Origin of the sequence: Streptomyces sp. NPDC006923 (genome assembly GCF_040635655.1) — a bacterium.
Classification (GTDB): Bacteria; Actinomycetota; Actinomycetes; order Streptomycetales; family Streptomycetaceae; genus Streptomyces.
Map to the genome: position 1 here is coordinate 183,487 of NZ_JBEYIF010000012.1, position 22,467 is coordinate 205,953.

The window sequence follows — 22,467 nt, forward strand, 5'->3', positions numbered from 1 at the left end:
GAGCCCCGCCCGGTGCGGGAGACGGGCCCCGGGCGCCGCTCTGAGAGACTGGGCGCGATGACCGGAATGACTCAGACCTCGGCGGCCCTCCGGGCGCGCGCCGAAGTCGATCTCGCCGCCCTGCGGGGCAATGTGCGCGCGCTGCGCTCACGGGTCGGGCCCGGCACCGCGCTGATGGGTGTCGTGAAGTCCGACGCGTACGGGCACGGCATGGTGCCCGTCGCCCGTGCCGCCCTCGACGCCGGGGCCACCTGGCTGGGCACCGCCACGCCCCAGGAGGCGCTCGCGCTGCGGGCCGCGGGCATCACCAGCAGGGTGATGTGCTGGCTGTGGACGCCGGGCGACCCGTGGCGGGAGGGCATCGAGGCCGATCTCGACATGTCCGTCAGCGGGATGTGGGCGCTGCGCGAGGTGGTCGCCGCCGCCCGCGAGGCACGCCGTCCGGCCCGTATCCAGCTCAAGGCCGACACCGGCCTCGGCAGAAACGGCTGCCAGCCCGCCGACTGGCCCGCGCTCGTCGCGGCGGCCCTCGCCGCGCAGGACGCCGGCGAGGTCACCGTCACCGGGCTCTGGTCGCACTTCGCCTGCGCCGACGAGCCCGGTCATCCCTCCATCGCCGCCCAGCTCGACGTCTTCCACGAGATGCTGGCGTACGCCGAGAAGCAGGGCGTCGAGCCCGAGGTCCGGCACATCGCCAACTCACCGGCCACGCTCACCGTCGCCGAGTCGCACTTCGATCTCGTCCGGACCGGCATCGCCATGTACGGCATCTCGCCCAGCCCCGCGCTGGGCACCCCCCAGGACTTCGGCCTGCGGCCCGTGATGACGCTCTCGGCCTCCGTCGCCCTGGTCAAGCAGGTCCCCGGCGGCCACGGCGTCAGCTACGGCCATCACTACCTCACGCCCCGGGAGACGACCCTCGGGCTCATCCCGCTCGGCTATGCCGACGGCATCCCGCGCCATGCCTCGGGCCGGGGGCCCGTCCTGGTCGGCGGCGCCCGGCGGCGGGTGGCCGGCAGGGTGGCGATGGACCAGTTCGTCGTCGACCTCGCCGGCGACACCGTCGAACCGGGCTCCACCGCCGTGCTCTTCGGCCCCGGCGATCACGGCGAGCCGACCGTCGAGGACTGGGCCGAGGCCGCCGACACCATCGCCTACGAGATCGTCACCCGCATCGGCGCCCGTGTTCCCCGCGTCCATCTCGGTGAACGGCCCGGAACCGGCCCGGCCGAAGATCACCAGTCCGGCTGAATAGGCTGACTGATCCGTCCGGGTGACGTCTCCCGGTGTGGCCCGGCCGGATGAAGCCCGCCACGACGGGGAAGAAGAGGCAAGCCAGGACGACGAGGAGCGCACGGTGAGCGAGAGCAGCGCGGCGGGGGACGTGGCGGCCTACACGGCGGTCGCCACCATGGCGGCGGCCACGGACACCGCGGGCAACTGGCGCCGGGCGGGCATCGCCGGTGCCGCGATCGGCGTGATCGCGGCCGGTGCGGCGGCCGGTGTGGCGATCGAGCGGCTGACCGTCGGCCGTGGCATACGCAGGAAGGCCCGCCTCGCGCTCGACGCGTCGGGCCCGTACGGCGCGCTGCGCGGCACCCCCGGCACGGCTCTCGCCGACGACGGCACGGAGCTGTACTACGAGACGGACGAGACCGAGCAGGCAGGCGTGCCCGGCGAACCGGCCGCCGCCAAGGCCGCGGGCCCGCGCCGCCGTCGTCTCTTCGGCCGCAGGACTCCGGCCCCCGTCACCGTCGTCTTCAGCCACGGCTACTGCCTCAGCCAGGATTCGTGGCACTTCCAGCGGGCCGCGCTGAAGGGGCTCGTCCGTACCGTCCACTGGGACCAGCGCAGCCACGGCCGCTCCAGCCGGGGGGTCGCCCAGCGCGGTCCCGGCGCCGTCCCCGTCACGATCGACCAGCTCGGCCGTGACCTGAAGGCCGTCATCGACGCCGCCGCGCCCGAGGGCCCGCTCGTCCTGGTCGGTCACTCCATGGGCGGGATGACGATGATGGCCCTCGCCGACCAGTATCCGGAGCTGATACGGGACCGGGTCGTCGGCGTCGCCTTCGTCGGCACATCGAGCGGCAGACTCGGCGAGGTCAACTACGGGCTCCCGGTCGCGGGCGTGAACGCCGTGCGCCGGGTGCTCCCCGGGGTCCTCAAGGCGCTCGGCTCGCAGGCCGATCTGGTCGAGCGCGGGCGGCGGGCCACCGCCGATCTGTTCGCGGGTCTGATCAAGCGGTACTCCTTCAGCTCGAAGGAGGTGGACCCGGCCGTCGTACGGTTCGCCGAGCGGCTGATCGAGAGCACTCCGATCGATGTCGTCGCGGAGTTCTATCCGGCCTTCACCGATCACGACAAGGCGCAGGCGCTCACGGTCTTCCTGGATGTCCCGTCGCTGGTGCTGGCCGGCGAGCGCGACCTGGTGACACCCAGCTCGCACAGCGAGGCCATCGCCGATCTGCTGCCGGACGCGGAGCTGGTGCTCGTACCGGACGCCGGGCACCTGGTGATGCTGGAGCATCCCGAGGCCGTCACGGACCGGCTCGCCGACCTGCTCGTACGCGTCGGCGCGGTGCCCGAAGCGGCTAACGTTGGCACGTATGGAAGCACCGCACAGCCCGGCGGCTGACACCGCAGAACCGGCCGGCCCGATGATCACAGTCGACTCTCCCGAGCGGATGCGGGAGCTGGGCCGCGCCCTCGCCGCGCTGCTCCGCCCCGGTGACCTGGTGATGCTCAGCGGCGAACTCGGCGCGGGCAAGACGACCCTGACGCGCGGTCTCGGCGAGGGCCTCGGGGTCCGTGGCGCCGTCACCTCACCCACGTTTGTGATCGCACGCGTCCATCCGTCCCTGGTCGGCGGTCCCGCACTGGTCCATGTCGACGCGTACCGGCTGGGCGGAGGACTGGACGAGATGGAGGATCTGGACCTCGATGTCTCGCTGCCGGACTCCGTGGTGGTCGTGGAATGGGGCGACGGCAAGGTCGAGGAGCTGTCGGAGGACCGGCTGCGTGTCGTGATCCACCGGGCGGTGGGCGCCCCGGCCGCCGGTCCGGCCGCCGATCCGGCCGTGTACACGGAGCACGGGCGCCGCACCGTCTCGCTGACCGGGCTCGGCAGCCGGTGGGCCGGCGTGGATCTGGGCTCGCTGATCCGCTGATCCGGCACGTCGTTCCGGGTATTCCGACAAGACGTCGGCAAAATGTTGCGCGTGCCGTGCCGCGCATGGTCACATGGTAGTGAGAGCTGGTTAGGTCTACCTAACCACGCCTGCCCCCGGAGCCCCAGGAGGCATCCATGTCGGCGTCAGAGCGCGAGAAGCGCACAGAGTCGTCCGCGTCGTCCCGGCCGCCGTCGCCGTCCGCTCTGTCCATGAGAGATCTGCTGGCGTCCTGCGCCGCCGCCGCGGCCGTGTCCACCCCGCCGCGGACACCCTCGGCGGTGGCGCTCGCCGAGGCCGCAGGGCGTGCGGGGGAGCGCGCGGAGCAGCGGCCCGACGCCGCCTGACAAGGCGTCCTGCTGGGAAGGCGTCCCGCCGAGAAGGCGCTTTACGGGACGACCACGACCCGGGTGCCGACGGTCGCGAACTTCCACATCGCCTTCCCGTCGACCCGCTTCATCCTGACCCCGCCCGTCTTCAGGGTCCTGTCGGGCTTCGCCATCGTGTCGTCCAGCGCCGCGCTGAATCCGATCGCGACGTTCTCGATGGTCGTGAACCGGACCACATGCTCGACGCTCACCCCGTCCGAGCCCGTGACGGCTCCGGTCCGTGAGGTCACCGCGTACGCACCGGGCATCGGACTGAGCGTGCTCGGCATGACCGGGAAGGTGCGGATCACCTTCTCCTGCTGCTTCGGCTTCTGCTCGACCAGCCATACGCGCCGGTCGGCCGGGGCGTAGACGACCCGCTCACCGGTGCCCGACTTCTCGGGCAGGGCCAGCGGATTCTGCCTCTGCTTGTGCGCGGGGGCGCCGGCGTTCGGTTTTTTGGGCTTCAGGGTGTCCGGAATGTTCGCCGCCGCCTGGTACCCGAGGAAGCCGACCCCGGCGAGCGACGCCGCAGTGAGCCCGGCCACGATTCCCGAGGAGCTCCAGGACACCTTGATCCACCTCTCGTACGTGTGACTCAGTGGTGACGTTAACATCCGGAGAGTGACGGAACCGGGAGCCATGGCCGGTGCGCGGGAGCCGTAGGCTGTTTGCGTGCTTCTGCTCGCCGTTGATACCGCCACGCCCGCCGTCACCGTCGCTCTCCACGACGGCACCTCCGTCCTGGCCGCGGAGAGCGAGGTCGACGCGCGCCGCCACGGGGAGCTGCTGCTTCCCGCCGTCGACCGTGTCCTCGCCGGGGCCGGGCTCGCACTGGACGCCGTGACGGACGTGGTCGTCGGAGTCGGGCCGGGACCGTACACGGGCCTGCGGGTCGGCCTGGTCACGGCCCTGACCTTCGGCTCCGCGCTGGGAGTCCCGGTGCGCGGGCTCTGCACCCTGGACGGTCTGGCCTATGGCGCCGAGACCGAGGGGCCGTTCGTCGTCGCGACGGACGCGCGCCGCAAGGAGGTCTACTGGGCGCGGTACGCGGACGCCCGCACCCGCCTGACCGAACCGGCCGTCGACCGTCCCGCCGACATCGCCGAGCAGGTCGCGGGCCTGCCCGCGGTCGGCGCCGGGGCGCTGCTCTATCCCGGTGTCTTCGCGGACGCCCGGGGCCCGGAGCACCAGTCGGCCGCCGCGCTGGCCTCGCTCGCCGCCGAGAGACTCGCTTCCGGCGGGGAGTTCCTGCCGCCGCTGCCCCTCTATCTGCGCCGCCCCGACGCGCAGGTGCCCAAGAACTACAAGGTGGTCACGCCGAAGTGACCGATGTGACCGACGCGACCGATGTGACGGCCTCCGGCGCTGTGCTGCGGGAGATGCGCTGGTGGGACATCGATCCCGTCCTCGCCCTTGAGCAGCACCTCTTCCCCGAGGACGCCTGGTCACCGGGGATGTTCTGGTCCGAGCTGGCGCACGCGCGCGGCCCGAGGGCCACCCGCCGCTATGCGGTGGCCGAGATCGACGGCCGGATCGTCGGCTACGCCGGACTCGCCGCCGCCGGCGGCCTCGGCGACGTGCAGACCATCGCCGTCGCCCGCGACCAGTGGGGCACCGGCCTCGGCTCCCGGCTGCTCACGGATCTGCTCCAGCACGCCACCGCCTTCGAGTGCGAGGAGGTGCTGCTCGAAGTGCGGGTCGACAACACCCGGGCGCAGAAGCTGTACGAGCGTTTCGGCTTCGAGCCCATCGGCTTCCGCCGCGGCTACTACCAGCCGGGCAATGTCGACGCGCTCGTCATGCGCCTGCGCGTACAAGGACTCCACGTACAAGGAACTGGGACCCATGGCTGACGAACCTCTCGTCCTCGGTATCGAGACCTCCTGCGACGAGACGGGTGTCGGCGTCGTCCGCGGCACGACGCTGCTCGCCGACGCCGTCGCGTCGAGCGTGGACGAGCACGCGCGCTTCGGAGGTGTTGTGCCTGAGGTCGCCTCGCGCGCCCACCTTGAGGCGATGGTGCCGACGATCGAGCGCGCGCTGAAGGAGGCGGGGGTGTCCGCCCGCGATCTGGACGGGATCTCGGTGACCGCCGGTCCCGGTCTCGCGGGCGCGCTGCTGGTGGGCGTCTCGGCGGCGAAGGCGTACGCGTACGCGCTCGGCAAGCCGCTCTACGGCGTGAACCATCTGGCCTCCCACATCTGCGTCGACCAGCTCGAACACGGCCCGCTGCCGGAGCCGACCATGGCGCTGCTGGTGAGCGGCGGGCACTCCTCGCTGCTCCTGGCGCCGGACATCACCAGCGATGTGCGGCCCATGGGGGCGACGATCGACGACGCGGCGGGCGAGGCGTTCGACAAGATCGCCCGGGTGCTTCAGCTCGGTTTCCCCGGCGGCCCGGTGATCGACCGGCTGGCGAGAGAGGGCGACCCGGCCGCCATCGCCTTCCCGCGCGGGCTGACGGGTCCGCGTGACGCGGCCTACGACTTCTCCTTCTCCGGTCTGAAGACCTCGGTGGCCCGCTGGATCGAGGCGAAGCGGAACGCGGGCGAGGAGGTGCCCGTCCGGGATGTCGCGGCCTCCTTCCAGGAAGCGGTCGTCGACGTACTGACCAGGAAGGCGGTCCGCGCCTGCAAGGACGAGGGTGTCGACCATCTGATGATCGGCGGCGGGGTCGCGGCGAACTCCCGGCTGCGCGCGCTCGCGGCCGAACGCTGCGAACGGGCCGGCATCCGGCTGCGTGTCCCGCGCCCGGGGCTGTGCACGGACAATGGCGCGATGGTCGCCGCGCTGGGCGCGGAGATGGTGGCGCGCGGTCGTCCCGCGTCGGACTGGGACCTGTCCGCGGACTCGTCGCTGCCGGTGACCGAGCCGCATGTGCCGGGGCATGATCGGATTCACGCGCATGAGCACGGGCATGTTCACGAGCACGATCATCTGCACGAACTGCGGAAGGACAATCTCTACTCATGACCGTGGCGCTGATGTGGGAGGCGAAGGCGGTTCTGGGGCGCGGCGCGGAACTGCTGGAATGGGCGCGCGCGCAGGAACTGCCCCGCGCTCCGGTGCGCCGCGAGCTTCTCCGGGCGCCACAGGACCGTGTTCTGGTCATCACCTGGTGGGACGGTCCCTATGACGCCGATGTCCCCGAACTCCCGGACCCGGCAAAGGACTTGATCGCCCGGCCGGTGCACCGCTGGCGCTTCGAGGCGCTGGGGTCCTGAGCGGGTCCCGCACGTACACCGGGACGCCCGCGGCGGCGTAGCCACGGGGTGCCCCAGCAGGGATGCTCGGGCAACGGCGGACGTTCTGGTGGCACGATGCCGGGGATTCCTCCGAAAGACCGGGCGCCACGATGCGGTCCCCCGTGCCGACCGGGCTCGTCGGACGGCCCGGAGGGCCCGCCGGGCGCGCCTCAGTAGGACGGGATCGCCGAATGGACGGTGATCCAGCGGGTGTCCGTGTACGCCTCGATATTGGCGGCCGGTCCGCCGAAGCGCGACGCGTTTCCCGACTCGCCCAGTCCGCCGAACGGCGCGTGCGCGTCGTCGGCGATTGTCTGGTCGTTGATGTGCGCGAGACCGGTGGGGATGGCGGCGGCCATCTCCAGTCCGGCGGTGACATCGGCCGTGAGGATGGAAAGGGCAAGACCGTAGGGGCTGTCGGAGGCGAGTTCGACGGCCTCGTCGGCGGTGCTGAAGCGGGTGACGGAGGCGACGGGACCGAAGACCTCGGCGTCGTAGGCGGGCGCTCCCGGGCCCGTGTCGGCGAGGACGGTGGGCCGGTAGAAGAGGCCCTGGTAGGTGCCGCCGGTGAGCGGTTTCGCTCCCGCCTCCACACTTCCCGTGACCAGCGCGTCGACGCTGTCGCGCTGGTGGGCGTCGATGAGCGGGCCGAGGGCCACGTCCTGCTCCGCCGGGTTGCCCACGGTGAGGCCCGCGGCCTTCTCCGCCAGCATCTGCGCGTAGGTGTCGTACACCGAGTCGTGCACAAGGTGCCGGCCGACCACGATGCAGCCCTGCCCCTGGTGGTAGAACGCGCCGTAGGAGGCCGCGGCGACGGCCCGGTCGAGGTCGGCGTCCGGCATGACGATCAGCGCGGAGTTGCCGCCCAGTTCGAGATGGACGCGGGTGGAGTGGCGCGCGCACAGCTCGGCCACGGCATGCCCGGCCCGCGACGAACCGGTGAAGGAGACGGCCCGTACGGCGGGCTGGGCGACCAGCGCCGCGCCGACGTCCGCGCCGCCGGGAAGGACATGCAGCACGCCGGGCGGCAGCCCGGCCTCCTCGAAGACCCGGGCGAGCGCCACGCCACCGGAGACCGGGGTACGGGGATCCGGTTTGAGGACGACGGCGTTGCCGAGCGCCAGCGCCGGGGCCACCGAACGGAACGCCAGCTTGAGCGGCAGATTGAACGGGGCGATCACGCCGACGACGCCCACCGGAGTCCGGCGGGTCATGCTCAGCGTCGCCCGCTCGCTGGGCAGCACCTCGCCCAGGGGGTGCGACGGCAGCGCGGCGGCCTCCCAACACTCCGCCACCGTGCCGCCCAGCTCTCTCATCGCCTTGCGGCGGACGCTCCCGGCCTCACGCACAAGCCACGTGCGGACCTCGGCACTGTGCTCCGTCCACAGCTCCGCGGCCCGTCGCAGTACGCCCGCGCGCTCGCTGAACGGCGCGGCGGCCCAGGCGGCCTGGGCCTCGTCCGCCCGGGCGACGGAGCGCGCCACATCGTCCGGCGCGGCCTTCCCGGCCACACCCAGCTCCGCACCGGTGGCGGGCTCAATGACGGGCAGCACACCGCCGCCGCCGTCCCGCCACTCACCGGTGAAGATCTTTTCCTGCCAGCGTCGGTCCCCGACAAGTCCGGTATCCACCCCTTCGAAGCTACTCCTCGCGGGCGGATGGTGCCCGGGTCGGCGGGATCGGCGGACGGGGGCGCGGCGACGGCTGTCCGCCCGAAGCTCAAGCCGGGTCCGAGCCGTATCCGCGCGCCTCCGCATGAACGATTCCGCTCGGGGTGTCCACGTCGCTTGAGCCTCGGGCGTCGGAGTTCGAGCCCCTTTTCCAAGGAAGGGGTGGGAGGGCAAACCCGCCCACCCACCCCTGAAGTGCCCGGGCCGCCGGGCGAGATGACTTTTTGTGACCGACTCGCCACGGAATGGCACGGGCGTGTAGCGTGCGGCACAAAGAACGACCCCCGCGGGTGCTACCAACACGTCGCAGGGGTCTGACCAACGAGATCGAAAGCACCCACGATCTGATGGCTGTTCAGCAGCTTAATCCCGCCCCGCGCCCGCACGCCCATCCCCACGCCAATCCGGGGTACGGAAAGCGGCTCGCTCCCTGCCAAAGCCCGCGCCGCGCCGACGACTTCGCACATCTGCCCAAGCGTGAGGCGGCGGTCGCCGGTTATGTCGACCGGCTGCCCGAGGGCTCCGACATCTCGGTGAAGACCCTCGCGAAACATCTCGCGGACTACGGCCAGTGCGCGGTGCGGACCGTGCTCAACAATCTCTCCCGGGCGGGACATCTGCGCCGCCACCGGGAGGCGGTCACCGGCCACGAGGGGACGGTGCGCTGGGTCTGGCGCACGTACTGGTCGCGGGCGGCCAGGGACAACGAGTGGTGGGACGCGTTCACCTCGGGCGCGGACGTCCCGCGGGAGTCGCCGTCCCGGCCGGAGCCTTCGGCGCGGGCCCGGACCGAGGCGTACGACATCCTCGCGGCGCTCGGCCGGACCGACGCGCGGCTCACGCTCTCCGAGCCCGAGTGCGGGGCACTGGAGGAGTTGGCCGCGCGGTGGTTCGAGCGCGGCGCGGGCCGGGCCCAGCTCGTCCAGGCGCTGACGGCGGGCCTTCCGGCGGAGGTGGCCGCGCCGTACGGCTTCGTACGCGCCCGGCTCCTCGCCAAGCTCCCGCCGGAGCCTCCGCGTCCCCGGCGCGTGATGGAGTGCACGGACTGCGGTGTCCCGGGTGATCCGGCGCAACTCCCCGACGGGCTCTGCCGGTTGTGCCGGGAGGTGCCGCCGCCCGCCCGGCCGGAGGACGCGGGGGCGTCGACGAGGGTCCGCGCCCGGGTGGAACAGCTCCGTACGGCTCTGCGGGTGACCGGCGGGACGGATCAGGAGGACCGGACATGAGCGTTCGGCACGCGCCGCCGGAAACCCGGGGCCCGATCCGGTCGGCGTCACGCTGAGCCGGGCGGCCGCCGCGTGTCCTTGACGATCTTCTCCAGGCGGTCGAAGCGCGTGTGGAGCGCGCGCAGCTCGTCCGAGGCGCCCGCCGTCCCCTCCCGGCCGAACCGCTCGAAGGCCACCGCCAGCTCGTGCACGCGGTGCGCGGCGCCGCTGACGAACCAGGTGGCGAGGGACGCGGTGACGATGCTGAACATGGAGATCCCGGCGAGCATCACCACGGTGGCGATGACGCGCCCCCATGCCGTGACGGGATAGAGGTCTCCGTATCCGACGGTGGTGGCGGTCTCGACGGACCACCACAGCGCGAGGGGGAAGGACGTGATGGTCGCCTTCGGCGCCGGGGTCTCCACCACCACGATCAGCCATGAGCCGCCCAGCAGGACCAGCACCGTGATCAGCGCGGCCCACAGGGAGGCGCGGACATGGAGCCGCCGCCAGTGCTCACTTCGCAGCAGCCTCTTCAGCAGATACGGCAGGGACAGTGGCGGCATGGGCGAACCTCGGTCGGCGGGGCGGTGGACGCGGGGGAGAAGGTACGCGGCGGAAGCCGGGCTTTCGCATGAAACTACTGGTGAGCGGTGGAGCGGCGGCGTCCGACACACATCCCCGTGCCTCCGGGAAACGGGCCGTGCGGCCACCGCCGCGCCTGCGCCGCACCGGCCCGCGCGTGCCCCTGTCCGTCCCTGTCGGGCCGCGCCGTACCGCCGGGCACCCTGGCCGCTCAACACCGCCACGTACCGCTAATCTCTGCTCAATGATCAGCCGAGCCGCGCTGCCGCCGCTTCCGCCGCCCGAGGAGTCCTGTCCCTGGCCCGATCGTGAGGCGCGGCTCGCCGACCGGGCCGCGGCCATGGCGGCGCTGACCCGGCGGGGCCTCGCGATCGGACGGCTGGTGCTGCTCTGGCTGCTGGCGGCGGTCGCCGTGGTCGGCTGGGCGGCCGTGGGGCTGGCGATCGAGAGCTTCGAGCGGGGCGGTCTGGGCGAGATCACCGGACTGGTGGCACTAGTCCTCGCGGCGGTGTTCCTGGTGCCGGCGGCGGTCGCGCTGGGTCTCTGGCTGGGCAGGGGCCGGGACATACGGCAGCGCCTGGACGCCTGGGCGGCACTCGGCCCGGACCGTGCGACGGATGTGCGCCTGCGGGCGCACCGGCGGTCCGTCCTCTGGCTGCTGCCGTCGGTGGTGCTGTGCCTGCTGGGAGCGTGGGAGACCGTCCGCGTCGTCCGTGCGGCCGGGGCCGGCGCGGCATCGGCGACCGTGGGGGAGACGGTGTACGCCCTGGGCCTGGGGATCACGGTGCTGGTGACCGGTCTGCTGGGAGTGACCCAGTCGCTGCGGCATCAGAGCTGGTCGGAGCGGCTGCTCACGCCCGTCCCGGTGCGCGGGGGCGGGGGAGCGCACCGCTGAGGCGGACTTCCTCACGTCCGTCATATCCTGAAGGGGGTATACATGCGCCATTCAGGCTAAGGGGCGGCGGATGGACTGGCTCTGGTGGATCTTCATCTTCTTCCTGGTGGGCGGTTTCGGCTGGATAGCCGACACGGGCCGGACGGCGCTGCAGACCCGGCACGAGCGGAAGGTCGAACGCTTCAAGCTGGTGGAAAAGGAGCGGCGCGCCCTGGAGGAGGCCCACAAGCCGCCGGAGCCCGTCTGCGGCTGCACGCACCATCTGGCGAAGCACGACCGGCGGCAAGTGCCACGAGGACGTGGAGGTGCCGACGGAGTGGGACGAGGACAGAAAGCCCCTGCGGTACGAGCTACGGCAGTGCAACTGCCAGCAGTACGTCGGCCCGCAGCCGCTGTCGCAGATCTACGCGGATGAGCTGACCGACCTGTAGGCAGGGCACCGGGCCCGCCGGGTCGGGGTGAGCGCGGTGGTCATGCCCGCGCCGGATGCCCGATCAGCATGGTGGGAGCGCCCGCCACCCGGGTGAGGAAGACCGTCGCGGTGCCCGCGCCCCTGAGCTTCACGCGGCGCCGCAGTTCCTCCGGTTCGACCGCCGAGCCGCGCTTCTTGACCGTCAGGATCCCCACCTCGCGCTCCCGGAGCAGGGCCTTCAGCTTCTTGAGGTTGAAGGGCAGTTCGTCGGTGATCTCATAGCCGGTGGCGTACGGCGTGGGGCGCGCTTCGTCGGCCGTGATGTACGCGATGGTCTCGTCGATCAGCCCGCCGTCCAGCTCGTCGGCCACCTCCGCGACCAGATGCGCGCGGATGACGGCGCCGTCCGGTTCGTACAGGTAACGGCCGGTCTTGCGGACGGGCGGGTCGGGCAGGCCGCGCCCGGCGAGGGCGGCTCCGGAGGGCAGGAGAGTGGCCCGGCGGCCACCGGGGACGACGGCGTCAGGGCGCTCTGAGCCGTACCAGAGCACGGCTTCCTTGACATCGCCGCCGTCCGAGATCCACTCGGCCTCGAAGTCGTCCGGGATCAGTTCGTGCGGAATGCCGGGCGCGATCTTGACGGCGCCGACGCCCACCCTTCGTACCGCGTCGACAGCCCAGGACAGCGGCGGTGAGTACGCCTCCGGGTCGAAGATCCTGCCCCGGCCGCCGCGCCGCGCCGGATCGATGAAGAGGGCGCGGGTCCCGGTCAGGTCGTACTCCAGGACATCGGCGCGGATCACCGTCGGCGCCGGGCCGCCAGGCGCCAGGGTCCGCACATTGGTCCGGGCGATCTCGCAGGTCAGCGGGTCCAGATCGACGGCGGTCACGGCGAAGCCGGCGCGGGTCAGCTCGATCGCGTCGCCGCCGACGCCGCAGCAGAGGTCGGTGACGGCCGCCGAGGGGGCGAGGTCGCGGAACCGGGCGGCCCGGTGCGCGGCGACGCCGGAGCGCGTGGCCTGTTCGACGCCGTTGGGCGTGAAGTACATGCGGTGGGCGTCCTCCGCGCCGAACTTCGCCACCGCGCGCTGGCGCAGCCGCGCCTGCGTCAGGGCCGCCGAGACCAGCTCGGCCGGGTGCTCACGGCGCAGCCGGGTGGCGAGGGCGAGTTCCCGCGCGGGGTCGTGGTCACGCAGCTCGGAGAGGAGGGCCTGGCCCTCGGCGGAGAGCAGGTCGGCGAGGGGGGAGGAGGGAACGCGGTCGGTCACCCGGCCCATTGTGGGCCAGCCGGGCGATGGTGCGTGCCGGGCGGTGAGTGTCGGCCGGGCGGGGGCGCCGCGCGCTGACAGGATGCGACGCCATGCAGCTAGTACGACAAAACGAAAAAATGGTGAGAAGAGTGATGGCGAAGAGACGCAGGCGGAGCCGTGCGCTTCTGGCGGCGCTTCTGGTCGCCGCTGTCGGCTCGGCATGCGGTGTGGAGTCCGGTGGACCGGCCACGTCGTCGCCCTCCAAGGGTGCGGCGGGGCACCAGAGCCCTTCGGCGGTCGAGGGCAGGCCGGGTCAGCAGGCGGCCGGGAAGCACCCGCCCGGCTCGGCCGGCGCCCGCGCCGAGTACGCCGAGAATGTGCGCCGTATCCAGGCGGCGCGCGCCGTCGCGGCCAAGAAGTGGGGGCTCGCGGCGACCCCGCTGCCGGCGCCGCCCCCGCCCGCGGTCAAGCCGCGCATCACCACCCGCCAGGGCTTCGAGGTCGAGGGCGGCGACGAGCTGCCGCCGATCTTCACCACCGTTCCGGTCAAGGACAAGGTCGTCTTCCTGACCATGGACGACGGGGCGGAGAAGGACCCGGAACTGCTGCGGATGATGAGTGAGCTGAAGATCCCGTACAGCGCCTTCCTGAGCGACTACGTCACCAAGGACAACTACGGCTACTTCAAGCAGATGCAGGACCGCGGAGTGTCCCTGCACAACCACACCATCAACCACCGTTACATGCCCGGCCTGTCGTACGAGGAGCAGAAGCGGGAGATCTGCGAACAGCAGGACAACATCGAGCAGCGGTTCGGCAAGCGGCCTCCGCTTTTCCGCCCGCCGTACGGCAACTACAACGTGGACACGCTGAGAGCCGCCAAGGAGTGCGGGGTGAAGGCCGCGCCGCTGTGGGCGTCCGAGGCGTTCCCCGACCACATGGAGTGGCGCGAGTGGGACGAGGACCTGCACCCCGGCGACATCGTCCTCACGCACTTCCGCGGGCCAGGGGACTGGAACGGCACCATGCCCGACATGATCCGCCAGGTGATGAAGACGATCACCGGCCGGGGCTACGCGGTGGCCAAGCTGGAGGACTACGTATGAGACCGGCGCACCGGCTACTGGCCGGCCTGCTGGCAGCCGGTGCGCTCCTCGCCGGCTGCGGCGCCCTGCTGACGGGGTGCGCGCCGTCCGTGGACCCGATCGAACGGCTGGGGCGCAAGGCGGCGCAGAAGGTGAGCCCGGACGCGTCGGTCCGGGTGCAGGGCCACCCGGGTCCGGCGGGAGTGAAGCCGCACCTGGTCAGGGCGCGGCTGCCGCACGGGGAGCAGCCGCGGGAGGTCTGCGGCCGGCAGGAACGGCTGCTGCGGGGCATCTGGGAACAGGACGCCGGGACGGGTGGCCCGGAAGACTCCCCGTAAGCGGCCCCGGGCCCGGACACGGCGCGCGCCCGGGGCGGGGCGCGCGCTCTCGGACGTCTCGCCAGTGCGTACGTTCATACAACGCATCTTCATACGGTCGTACGAAACCAGGGCCCCGACGGCGTCGTTTCCCTGGGGAGACTGATCCGCCACGCCGCGCCCATTGGCACTCCGCTTGACCGAGTGCTAATCGCGGTCATAGTCTCAGGTCTGGCACTCCCCACTGGAGAGTGCCAAAGCGCGACTGGCAGGTCCGGCACCCGCGACGACGGGCCCACCTGGTCGCCACTCAGACAGTTAACCCCGTGAGATCTCCGAAGGGGGAGGTCGGATCGTGACGACCGCCAGCACCAAGGTTGCCATCAAGCCGCTCGAGGACCGCATTGTGGTCCAGCCGCTCGACGCCGAGCAGACCACGGCCTCTGGCCTGGTTATCCCGGACACCGCCAAGGAGAAGCCCCAGGAGGGCGTCGTCCTGGCTGTGGGCCCGGGCCGTTTCGAGAACGGCGAGCGGCTCCCGCTCGACGTTTCCGTCGGCGATGTCGTTCTGTACAGCAAGTACGGCGGCACCGAGGTGAAGTACAGCGGCGAGGAGTACCTCGTCCTCTCGGCTCGCGACGTGCTCGCGATCATCGAGAAGTAATTCACCCAAGATCGCTTTTGAGATGCGCCCCTGGCCCCCCTGCGAACGCCGGGCGGACAGGGGCGCATCTCATTTGAGAGGACACAGAAGCTCCCATGGCGAAGATCCTGAAGTTCGACGAGGACGCCCGTCGCGCCCTTGAGCGCGGCGTCAACAAGCTTGCCGACACGGTGAAGGTGACGATCGGCCCCAAGGGCCGCAACGTCGTCATCGACAAGAAGTTCGGCGCCCCCACCATCACCAACGACGGTGTCACGATCGCCCGTGAGGTCGAGATCGAGGACCCGTACGAGAACCTGGGCGCGCAGCTCGTGAAGGAGGTGGCGACCAAGACCAACGACATCGCGGGTGACGGCACCACCACCGCTACCGTGCTGGCCCAGGCGCTGGTCCGCGAGGGCCTGCGCAATGTCGCCGCCGGCGCCTCCCCGGCCGCCCTGAAGAAGGGCATCGACGCGGCGGTCAAGGCCGTGTCCGAGGAACTCCTCGCGACCGCCCGCCCGATCGACGACAAGTCCGACATCGCCGCCGTGGCCGCGCTCTCCGCGCAGGACCAGCAGGTCGGCGAGCTGATCGCCGAGGCGATGGACAAGGTCGGCAAGGACGGCGTCATCACCGTCGAGGAGTCCAACACCTTCGGTCTGGAGCTGGACTTCACCGAGGGCATGGCCTTCGACAAGGGCTACCTGTCCCCGTACATGGTGACCGACCAGGAGCGTATGGAGGCCGTCCTCGACGACCCGTACATCCTGATCCACCAGGGCAAGATCGCCTCCATCCAGGACCTGCTCCCGCTGCTGGAGAAGGTCATCCAGGCGGGTGGCTCCAAGCCGCTGCTGATCATCGCCGAGGACGTCGAGGGCGAGGCGCTCTCCACCCTCGTCGTCAACAAGATCCGCGGCACCTTCAACGCGGTCGCGGTGAAGGCCCCCGGCTTCGGTGACCGCCGCAAGGCCATGCTCGGCGACATCGCCACCCTCACCGGTGCGACCGTCATCGCCGAGGAGGTCGGCCTCAAGCTCGACCAGGCCGGCCTGGACGTGCTGGGCTCCGCCCGCCGCGTCACCATCACCAAGGACGACACGACCATCGTGGACGGCGGCGGCAACGCCGGCGACGTGGCCGGCCGTATCAACCAGATCAAGGCCGAGATCGAGTCCACGGACTCCGACTGGGACCGCGAGAAGCTCCAGGAGCGCCTCGCGAAGCTGGCCGGCGGCGTGTGCGTGATCAAGGTCGGCGCCGCCACCGAGGTGGAGCTGAAGGAGAAGAAGCACCGTCTGGAGGACGCCATCTCCGCGACCCGCGCCGCGGTCGAGGAGGGCATCGTCTCCGGTGGTGGCTCCGCCCTGGTGCACGCCGCCAAGGTGCTTGAGGGCAACCTCGGCAAGGAGGGCGACGAGGCCACCGGTGTCGCGGTCGTCCGCCGCGCCGTCGTCGAGCCGCTCCGCTGGATCGCCGAGAACGCCGGTCTTGAGGGCTACGTCATCACCTCCAAGGTGTCGGAGCTGGACAAGGGCCACGGCTTCAACGCCGCGACCGGCGAGTACGTCGACCTGGTGAAGGCCGGCGTCATCGACCCGGTCAAGGTCACGCGCTCCGCGCTGGAGAACGCCGCGTCCATCGCCTCCCTGCTGCTCACGACCGAGACCCTGGTCGTCGAGAAGCCGGCCGAGGAGGAGGCCGACGCCGGTCACGGCGGCCACGGCCACAGCCACTGACGCGTACGGCTGAACGCACCGAGGCCCGGTGCCCCTTCACGGGGGCACCGGGCCTCGGTGCGTTCGCGGTGCTTTCGTGTGTCGGTGCTGTCGGGCTGTGTCGGGCTGTCGGGCGTCTGTGTGTCTGTGCGCTCGGGAGCGCGGCGCGCTACGCGGAGTGGTCCAGGGCCGCCGGGTGCACGGGGTCGGCGAAGGGCAGTCCGCGCGTGTAGCGCTCCACCTCGTCGAGCGCCTGATCGGCCATACGGTGGATCTCGCCGCCCAGGGAGCCCGCGACATGCGGCGTCAGCAGGACATTCGGCAGGTCGTACAACGGGGAGTCGGCGGGCGGCAGCTCGGGCTCCGTGACATCCAGCACGGCGCGCAGCCGGCCCGAGACCAGCTCGGGCAGGAGCGCGCTCTCGTCGATGAGCGAGCCGCGCGAGGTGTTGATCAGGGTCGAGCCGTCCGGCATCGCGGAGAGCTGCGCGGCGCCGATCATATGGCGGGTGGCCGGGATCTCCGGCGCGTGGACGGAGACGACATGCGCGCGGGCGCAGAGCTCGCCGAGCGGTACGGACTCCACGCCGAGCGCCGCCGCGCCGGCCGCGTCCACATACGGGTCGTACAGCAGGACGTCGAGATCGAAGGGGCGCAGCAGCTCGATGACGCGGCGGCCGATACGGGAGGCTCCGACGACGCCGACCGTACGGCGGTAGTTGCCCGCGCGGTCCAGCTCCTCCCGCCAGTCGTGGTGGGTCCGGAGATTCCGGTAGCGCTGGGCGGAGCCCAGGATGTTCTTTCCCGCGAAGAGGATCGCGGCGAGGGTGTACTCGGCGACCGGGCGGGCGTTGGCGGCGGCGGCCGAGGTGACCGCGATGCCGCGTTCCCAGCAGGCGTCCGTGATGTGGTGCTTGACGGTGCCTGCGGCATGGACGACGGCCCGCAGCCGGGGCGCCGCGTCGAGGACACCGGCGGTGAGCGGCGGCGCTCCCCAGCAGGTGAGGAGCAGTTCGGCCTCGGCGAGGGCGGCGGCGACCGCGGGCGGCGGGTCGGAGAGCTGGTGCGCGATCAGTGTGGGGTCGGTACGGACGAGGCCGGTGAGCCGGGCCCGGTGGTCCTCGGTGAGCAGCCGTTCGGCGATGCCGGGGCCCATGGCGAGCAGGGTGGAAGGCGGGCCGCTCGGCGTCCGGGTGCCGGGGGAGGGCCCGTTGTCAGTGGTGTGGTGCATGGTGGAACTCAAGCTCCTCGTGGGTCACTGGGCGCTGGTCACTTGACGCTGCCGGCGGTGAGTCCGGCCTTCCAGTGTCGTTGCAGGGAGACGAAAGCGATGATCAGAGGGGTGACGGCGAGAAGGGAGCCGGTGACGACCATCGGATAGAAGGTGGGATCGCTGTTCGCGTTGCTGTGCCAGTTGTAGAGACCGAGGCTCAGCGGGTAGAGCTTCCGGTCGGAGAGCATCACCAGGGGGAGGAAGAAGTTGTTCCAGATCGCGGTGAACTGGAAGAGGAAGACGGTCACAAAGCCCGGCATGATCATGCGCAGGCCGATCGACCAGAAGGCGCGCAGCTCGCCCGCGCCGTCGATGCGGGCCGCCTCCAGTGCCTCGTCCGGGACATAGCCGGCGCTGAAGATCCGGGACAGATACACGCCGAACGGGTTGACCAGCGCGGGGATCAGCACCGACCAGTAGGTGTTGATGGTGCCTGTCCTGACCGCCAGCAGATAGAGCGGGAGCGACAGTGCCGTGGAGGGCAGCAGGACGCCCAGCAGGACGACGGCGAACAGCTTCTCCTTGCCGGGGAACCGGTATTTGTCGAAGGCGTAGCCCGCCGCGACGCTCACCAGGGAGCAGCCGAGGGCGCCGACGCCCGCGTAGAGCAGGGAGTTGCCGTACCACCGGAAGTAGATGCCGTCCTGGTAGGACGACAGGGTGGAGAGGTTCTGGCCGAGGCTGAAGCCCTCGAAGGAGAACACATCGCCGCCGAGCAGATTGCCGGCGTCCTTGGTGGCGGCGGTGACAAGCCAGACCAGAGGGAAGAGCGTGTACACGGCGGCGAGGAGCAGCGCCCCGTTGACGGCGGACCTGGACAGCCAGCGGCCGGTGCCGGGACGGGCCGCCCGGACGGGGGCGCGGCCGGTGGTGCCGGGGCGCGGGGACTGGAGCCGGGTGGCCGGGTCGGCCACGAGGGGGGACGTCATGCCCGTGCCTCCTTCCGGTTGGAGAAGCGGGTGACGCCGAAGGAGAGCGCGGCGGCGACGAGGGCGATGAGGACGGACGCGGCGGCCGCGAGACCGTAGTCGTTGCGTTCGAAGGCGGCGCTGTAGGCGTACATATTGGGCGTCCAGGTGCTGGTGACCGCGGATCCCGAGCCGCGGCTGAGGATCAGCGGCTCGGTGAAGAGCTGGAGCGAACCGATGACGGTGAAGAGCAGTACGAGCCCCAACGAGGCGCGGATCAGGGGGAATTTGATGCTGAGAGCGAGCCGCCACTGGCCGGCGCCGTCGACGGTCGCGGCTTCCAGCAGTGAGCGGTCGATGGCCTGGAGGGAGGCGTAGAAGATCACCACGTTGTAGCCGAGCCATTCCCACAGCGCGATGTTCACCACCGAGGGCAGGGTGCCTTCGGAGGAGAAGAAGTCGAAGCCGAGGCCGCCGGCCTCCATGGCCTGGACGACGGGGCTGAGCTGCGGTGTGTAGAGATAGATCCAGATCAGCGCGGCGATCAGCCCCGGGATGGCGTGCGGCAGGAAGAGCGCGAGCTGGAAGAAGCGGCGGGCGCGGGCCAGGGCCGTGTCCAGCAGCAGGGAGAGGATCAGCGCGCCGCCGACCATCAGGGGGATGTAGAAGGCGCAGTAGCCGAGAAGGACCCAGAAGCCGTCGCGGAATGCCTGGTCCCCCAGCGCGTCCGCGTAGTTGCCGAGGCCGTGGAAGACGGTCCTGGGCCCGTCGAATCCCAGCCCGGACTGCTTCTCGGTGAACAGGCTCAGCCAGAGGGCGTAGCCGACGGGGATCACCATCGCCACACCGAACAGGACGAAGAACGGGGCGAGGAGCACACCGGCGGCCAGACCGGTACGGGTCTTGGCGCTGACGCCGGAGGCGCGGCCACGACGTGTCGGGCGGCTGCCGGTGCCGCGGACGCCGGTCGTCTGGGTGCCGGTCTCGGTGGTCATGAGGGGTCCTCGACCTTCAGGCCGCGCTTCCGCAGATCGGTGACGGTCGCGTCGTGCGCCGTGGTGAGAGCGTGGCGGAGAGTGGAGGCGCCGCCGACGACGGCGCCGAGTTCGTCGCCCAGCGCGGCGTTGGTGGCGCCGGTGCTCGGGCCCCAGACCCAGCCGGGGCTGATCGACGCTCCGGCTTTCGCGTACAGGCCGTAGAGGTCCTGGCCGCCGTAGAAGCTGGTGTCAAAAGCCTTGCGGGCGACCGGCACCATGGCGGGCGAGGCGGGCAGGGCGCTCGACGTGCTCGCGCCGATCCGTGCCGTGATGCCCGCCTCGCTGGTGGACATCCACAGGGCGAACTCGACGGCGGCGGCGGTCTTCTCGCTGGTCCTGCTCACGGCGAAGGTGGAACCGCCGATCATGCCGCTGGCCGGTTCGTCCGCGTTCCAGCTCGGCACCGGCACGGCGGCCCATTTGCCCCTCTCCTCCGGCACGATGCCCGCGAGCACGCCCGCGCTCCAGGACGCGCCGAGATAGCCGACGGTGGTGCCCTGCTTCAGGGAGCTGGTCCACTCCGGGCTGAACGACGAGGCGGTGCTGACCAGTTCGTCGTCGATCAGGTCCTGCCAGTACGCCGCGGTCTTCAGGGACGCGGGATCCGTGGTGTCGATGCCCCAGGCGTCCTTCCCGGTCCTGAACCAGCGGGCGCCGGCCTGCCAGACCATCGCCTGGAAGAACGTCGGATCGTCGGGGAAGAAGGTGGCGATCCTGGTTGTCGGCGATGCCCGCTTGACCCGCTGGGCCGCCGTACGGAACTCGGCCCAGGTGCGCGGCGGCGTGATGTGGTGCCGCTGGAAGAAGTCCTTGCGGTAGTAGAAGACCTGCGGTGAGGCGTCGAAGGGGATGGCCCAGTTGCGCCCGCCCAGAGTGGTCAGCTGGATGGCGCCCGGCAGGAACTTCTTCTCGATGTCGTCGGTCACATAGCTGCTGAGGTCCTGGAGCGAGCCCTGGCTGACGAACTGCGAGAGCTGTGGGTACTCGATGGAGAGCACATCGGGAGCGATGCCCGCCTTCACCGCGTTGGCGATCTTGGGATATCCGCCGAGGCCCCCGGAGGGGATCTCCTCGAACTTCACCTTGATCGTGTCGTGGGAGGCGTTGAACGCGTCCACGACCTCCTTCGACCCCTTGGTCCAGGCCCAGAAGGTGAGGGTCACCGGAGCGTCGGCGGATCCGGCGGGGGCGTCGGCACCGCCGCCGCACGCCGTGAGGGCGGCGAGCGCGGCGAGCGCCGTGGCGGCGCCGGCCAGGGCGTGGAAGGGACGGGACCAACTTCGGCTCACGGCGCGGCTCCTGTGCGTGCGGGGGACAGGCGGTGGCCGTGATACTTCGATCCGCCGTGAGCGGAGTCAAGACCGAAAGATTGATTGATCGAAAAATGATCGAATCCAACGGTGGGATCGCATCGGAATCACCTCCGGCGATCGCGGAGGAATCGCCTCAGGCGTGCGGGACGGACGCACCGGCCGCGCCGCAGGAGGCCCGCACACGCAGCCGGGGCAGCAGCTCCACATGCCGGCGCGGCGCGTCCTCCGCCGCTCCCGCGGGCGCGGTCAGCCGCTGGACCAGCAGCTCGGCCGCGCACCTGCCCACCTCACGCTTGGGCGGGGCGACCGCCGTCAGCGGAGTGTCGGCGAGGGCCGCGACCTCGTCGTCATAGGTGATCAGGGCCAGGTCCCCGGGGACCCGTACCCCCAGCTCCGCGAGGCGCCGCACCATCCGGATGGCGTCCTCGTCGTTGTGCATCAGCGCGGCGGTCGCCTCCCCGGCCCGTACCGCCGCGCACAGCGCCCGCGCCGCTGCCTCGAAACGCTCCGGATCCCGCTCGGCCGAGGTCGAATCGATCACCGGCAGCGGCGCGTCGAGCCCCAGCGAGGCCAGCGCCTCGCGGTACCCCGCCCGTACGGCCAGCGCGGTCGGGCTGTCCGACCGTGCCACCAGCAGGGGTGCCCGGTGCCCCAGCCGTACGAGATGGCGTACGGCGATCAGCACCCCGTGCGCGTGGTCGGAGCAGACCCGGTCCAGGCCGGCCAGCGGCCCGCCCGGCACCTCCCGGCGCTCCACCAGCACGGTGTCCACCGGGAGGCGCGCGATCCAGTCGCTGTACTCGGCCTGATGGCCCGGCTCCGTCCAGCTCGGCGCGAGAAGCAGTCCTTCGGCGCCGGCCGCCAGCAGCCCGGCCGCGTGCGCCGCGTCGTCCTCCGGCCGGTAGTCCGAGACCCGCAGGATCAGCCGGGCACCCAGGCGCGCGGCGGCCTCGTGCGCGCCGCGGATCACCTCGGCGAAGTAGTAGGCGGCGGCGGGCGCCAGCATGCCGAGGACCGGACCGCCGCCGCCCGGCGCGATCCCCGCCGGCCCCTGCCGCTCGGGCCAGGACACCGAGCCGTGCACCCGGTCGAGCAGGCCGCGGACGGCCAGCGCCTCCACGTCCCGCCGCGCCGTGACGGGCGAGACACCGAGCCGGGCGGCGAGGTCCGACACCCGTACGGTGCCGCGCTCGCGCACCAGGTTCAGCAGACGGTCATGACGTTCAGCGGCACCTTCGCGCACGGTGACGGCCCCCTCGGTCGTGAGGTCCGGGACCGGCGGCGCCCCGGATGACACGACCCTAGTGCGCTCGATCGAATGCCGGAAGATTCGATCATTCGATCAGGCCGATCCCGTGGCGCCGGGA

At 71.4% G+C, this 22,467-nt stretch carries 23 protein-coding genes and 1 pseudogene; 15 read left to right on the forward strand and 9 right to left on the reverse strand.

Translation table 11 applies throughout. The annotated features are described in order from the left end of the window. The first annotated feature begins 66 nt into the window (after nt 1-66). The 4 genes from alr (at nt 67) to ABZ707_RS24210 (ending at nt 3,514) form a co-directional block, all read left to right on the forward strand. Complete coding sequence (gene alr / locus ABZ707_RS24195; RefSeq protein ID WP_360178729.1) at nt 67-1,251, forward strand: alanine racemase; 1,185 nt, start codon at nt 67-69, stop codon at nt 1,249-1,251. Nucleotides 1,252-1,411: 160 nt separating this feature from the next. Further along, nucleotides 1,412-2,635, forward strand: a complete 1,224-nt coding sequence (locus ABZ707_RS24200) for an alpha/beta hydrolase (RefSeq protein ID WP_360178732.1) — start codon at nt 1,412-1,414, stop codon at nt 2,633-2,635. Further along, nucleotides 2,607-3,167, forward strand: a complete 561-nt coding sequence (tsaE, locus tag ABZ707_RS24205) for a tRNA (adenosine(37)-N6)-threonylcarbamoyltransferase complex ATPase subunit type 1 TsaE (RefSeq protein WP_360178619.1) — start codon at nt 2,607-2,609, stop codon at nt 3,165-3,167. Before ABZ707_RS24200 ends, tsaE begins: the two co-directional genes overlap by 29 nt. Nucleotides 3,168-3,304: 137 nt before the next feature. Beyond that, nucleotides 3,305-3,514 (forward strand): hypothetical protein, encoded by a 210-nt coding sequence (locus ABZ707_RS24210; RefSeq protein WP_360178622.1) that lies wholly within the window; start codon nt 3,305-3,307, stop codon nt 3,512-3,514. A gap of 41 nt (nt 3,515-3,555) precedes the next feature. On the opposite strand, the gene ABZ707_RS24215 is transcribed toward ABZ707_RS24210, so the two are convergent. Further along, nucleotides 3,556-4,107, reverse strand: a complete 552-nt coding sequence (locus ABZ707_RS24215; protein ID WP_360178625.1) for a L,D-transpeptidase — start codon at nt 4,105-4,107, stop codon at nt 3,556-3,558. 103 nt (nt 4,108-4,210) lie between these two features. Here ABZ707_RS24215 and tsaB point away from each other — a divergent pair, with 103 nt between their 5' ends. The 4 genes from tsaB to ABZ707_RS24235 are packed head-to-tail and all read left to right on the forward strand — an operon-like array spanning nt 4,211 to nt 6,762. Next, nucleotides 4,211-4,864 carry a tRNA (adenosine(37)-N6)-threonylcarbamoyltransferase complex dimerization subunit type 1 TsaB gene (tsaB, locus tag ABZ707_RS24220; protein WP_360178628.1) on the forward strand — a complete coding sequence of 218 codons (654 nt, stop codon included), beginning with the start codon at nt 4,211-4,213 and terminating at the stop codon, nt 4,862-4,864. A 53-nt stretch (nt 4,865-4,917) separates the two neighbouring features. Then, nucleotides 4,918-5,391, forward strand: a complete 474-nt coding sequence (gene rimI, locus ABZ707_RS24225) for a ribosomal protein S18-alanine N-acetyltransferase (protein WP_360178735.1) — start codon at nt 4,918-4,920, stop codon at nt 5,389-5,391. Continuing rightward, a complete protein-coding gene (gene tsaD, locus ABZ707_RS24230) occupies nt 5,384-6,511 on the forward strand; it encodes a tRNA (adenosine(37)-N6)-threonylcarbamoyltransferase complex transferase subunit TsaD (RefSeq protein WP_360178631.1) in 1,128 nt (375 codons plus the stop codon). The genes rimI and tsaD overlap by 8 nt, the downstream gene beginning before the upstream one ends. Beyond that, on the forward strand, nt 6,508-6,762 hold the full coding sequence (locus ABZ707_RS24235) for a hypothetical protein (protein ID WP_360178634.1): 255 nt from the start codon (nt 6,508-6,510) through the stop codon (nt 6,760-6,762). The genes tsaD and ABZ707_RS24235 overlap by 4 nt, the downstream gene beginning before the upstream one ends. Before the next feature lie 191 nt (nt 6,763-6,953). Here the strand turns inward: ABZ707_RS24235 and ABZ707_RS24240 are convergent, their stop codons facing one another. Continuing rightward, nucleotides 6,954-8,414: an aldehyde dehydrogenase family protein gene (locus ABZ707_RS24240; RefSeq protein ID WP_360178637.1), complete on the reverse strand. Its 1,461-nt coding sequence runs from the start codon at nt 8,412-8,414 to the stop codon at nt 6,954-6,956. A 386-nt stretch (nt 8,415-8,800) separates the two neighbouring features. Between ABZ707_RS24240 and ABZ707_RS24245 the strand changes: the two genes are divergently transcribed. After that, nucleotides 8,801-9,679: a hypothetical protein gene (locus ABZ707_RS24245; RefSeq protein ID WP_360178640.1), complete on the forward strand. Its 879-nt coding sequence runs from the start codon at nt 8,801-8,803 to the stop codon at nt 9,677-9,679. Between the two features lie 47 nt (nt 9,680-9,726). Here ABZ707_RS24245 and ABZ707_RS24250 read toward each other — a convergent pair whose 3' ends face one another. Next, nucleotides 9,727-10,227, reverse strand: a complete 501-nt coding sequence (locus tag ABZ707_RS24250) for a potassium channel family protein (protein ID WP_360178643.1) — start codon at nt 10,225-10,227, stop codon at nt 9,727-9,729. 263 nt (nt 10,228-10,490) lie between these two features. Here ABZ707_RS24250 and ABZ707_RS24255 point away from each other — a divergent pair, with 263 nt between their 5' ends. Together ABZ707_RS24255 and ABZ707_RS24260 are read left to right on the forward strand one after the other, a co-directional pair. Beyond that, nucleotides 10,491-11,141, forward strand: coding sequence for a hypothetical protein (locus ABZ707_RS24255; RefSeq protein ID WP_360178646.1), 651 nt, complete (start codon nt 10,491-10,493; stop codon nt 11,139-11,141). 70 nt (nt 11,142-11,211) lie between these two features. After that, a pseudogene (locus tag ABZ707_RS24260) lies at nt 11,212-11,572 on the forward strand (hypothetical protein). A gap of 40 nt (nt 11,573-11,612) precedes the next feature. Here the strand turns inward: ABZ707_RS24260 and ABZ707_RS24265 are convergent. Continuing rightward, nucleotides 11,613-12,830 carry a class I SAM-dependent methyltransferase gene (locus tag ABZ707_RS24265; RefSeq protein WP_360178649.1) on the reverse strand — a complete coding sequence of 406 codons (1,218 nt, stop codon included), beginning with the start codon at nt 12,828-12,830 and terminating at the stop codon, nt 11,613-11,615. Between the two features lie 125 nt (nt 12,831-12,955). Here ABZ707_RS24265 and ABZ707_RS24270 point away from each other — a divergent pair, with 125 nt between their 5' ends. From ABZ707_RS24270 to groL, 4 genes are all read left to right on the forward strand, one after another. Further along, nucleotides 12,956-13,909 (forward strand): polysaccharide deacetylase family protein, encoded by a 954-nt coding sequence (locus ABZ707_RS24270; RefSeq protein ID WP_360178652.1) that lies wholly within the window; start codon nt 12,956-12,958, stop codon nt 13,907-13,909. After that, a complete protein-coding gene (locus tag ABZ707_RS24275; RefSeq protein ID WP_360178738.1) occupies nt 13,906-14,226 on the forward strand; it encodes a hypothetical protein in 321 nt (106 codons plus the stop codon). Before ABZ707_RS24270 ends, ABZ707_RS24275 begins: the two co-directional genes overlap by 4 nt. 334 nt (nt 14,227-14,560) lie before the next feature. Further along, complete coding sequence (gene groES, locus ABZ707_RS24280; protein WP_023539274.1) at nt 14,561-14,869, forward strand: co-chaperone GroES; 309 nt, start codon at nt 14,561-14,563, stop codon at nt 14,867-14,869. Between the two features lie 95 nt (nt 14,870-14,964). After that, complete coding sequence (gene groL / locus ABZ707_RS24285; RefSeq protein ID WP_360178655.1) at nt 14,965-16,590, forward strand: chaperonin GroEL; 1,626 nt, start codon at nt 14,965-14,967, stop codon at nt 16,588-16,590. 148 nt (nt 16,591-16,738) lie between these two features. Here the strand turns inward: groL and ABZ707_RS24290 are convergent, their stop codons facing one another. The 5 genes from ABZ707_RS24290 to ABZ707_RS24310 form a co-directional block, all read right to left on the reverse strand. After that, nucleotides 16,739-17,800: a hydroxyacid dehydrogenase gene (locus ABZ707_RS24290; protein ID WP_360178658.1), complete on the reverse strand. Its 1,062-nt coding sequence runs from the start codon at nt 17,798-17,800 to the stop codon at nt 16,739-16,741. 38 nt (nt 17,801-17,838) lie between these two features. Next, complete coding sequence (locus ABZ707_RS24295; RefSeq protein ID WP_360178661.1) at nt 17,839-18,771, reverse strand: carbohydrate ABC transporter permease; 933 nt, start codon at nt 18,769-18,771, stop codon at nt 17,839-17,841. Continuing rightward, nucleotides 18,768-19,745, reverse strand: coding sequence for a sugar ABC transporter permease (locus tag ABZ707_RS24300; RefSeq protein ID WP_360178664.1), 978 nt, complete (start codon nt 19,743-19,745; stop codon nt 18,768-18,770). Before ABZ707_RS24300 ends, ABZ707_RS24295 begins: the two co-directional genes overlap by 4 nt. Beyond that, nucleotides 19,742-21,076, reverse strand: a complete 1,335-nt coding sequence (locus tag ABZ707_RS24305; protein ID WP_360178667.1) for a sugar ABC transporter substrate-binding protein — start codon at nt 21,074-21,076, stop codon at nt 19,742-19,744. Before ABZ707_RS24305 ends, ABZ707_RS24300 begins: the two co-directional genes overlap by 4 nt. 157 nt (nt 21,077-21,233) lie before the next feature. Continuing rightward, nucleotides 21,234-22,343, reverse strand: a complete 1,110-nt coding sequence (locus ABZ707_RS24310) for a substrate-binding domain-containing protein (protein WP_360178670.1) — start codon at nt 22,341-22,343, stop codon at nt 21,234-21,236. Between the last annotated feature and the right edge of the window lie 124 nt (nt 22,344-22,467).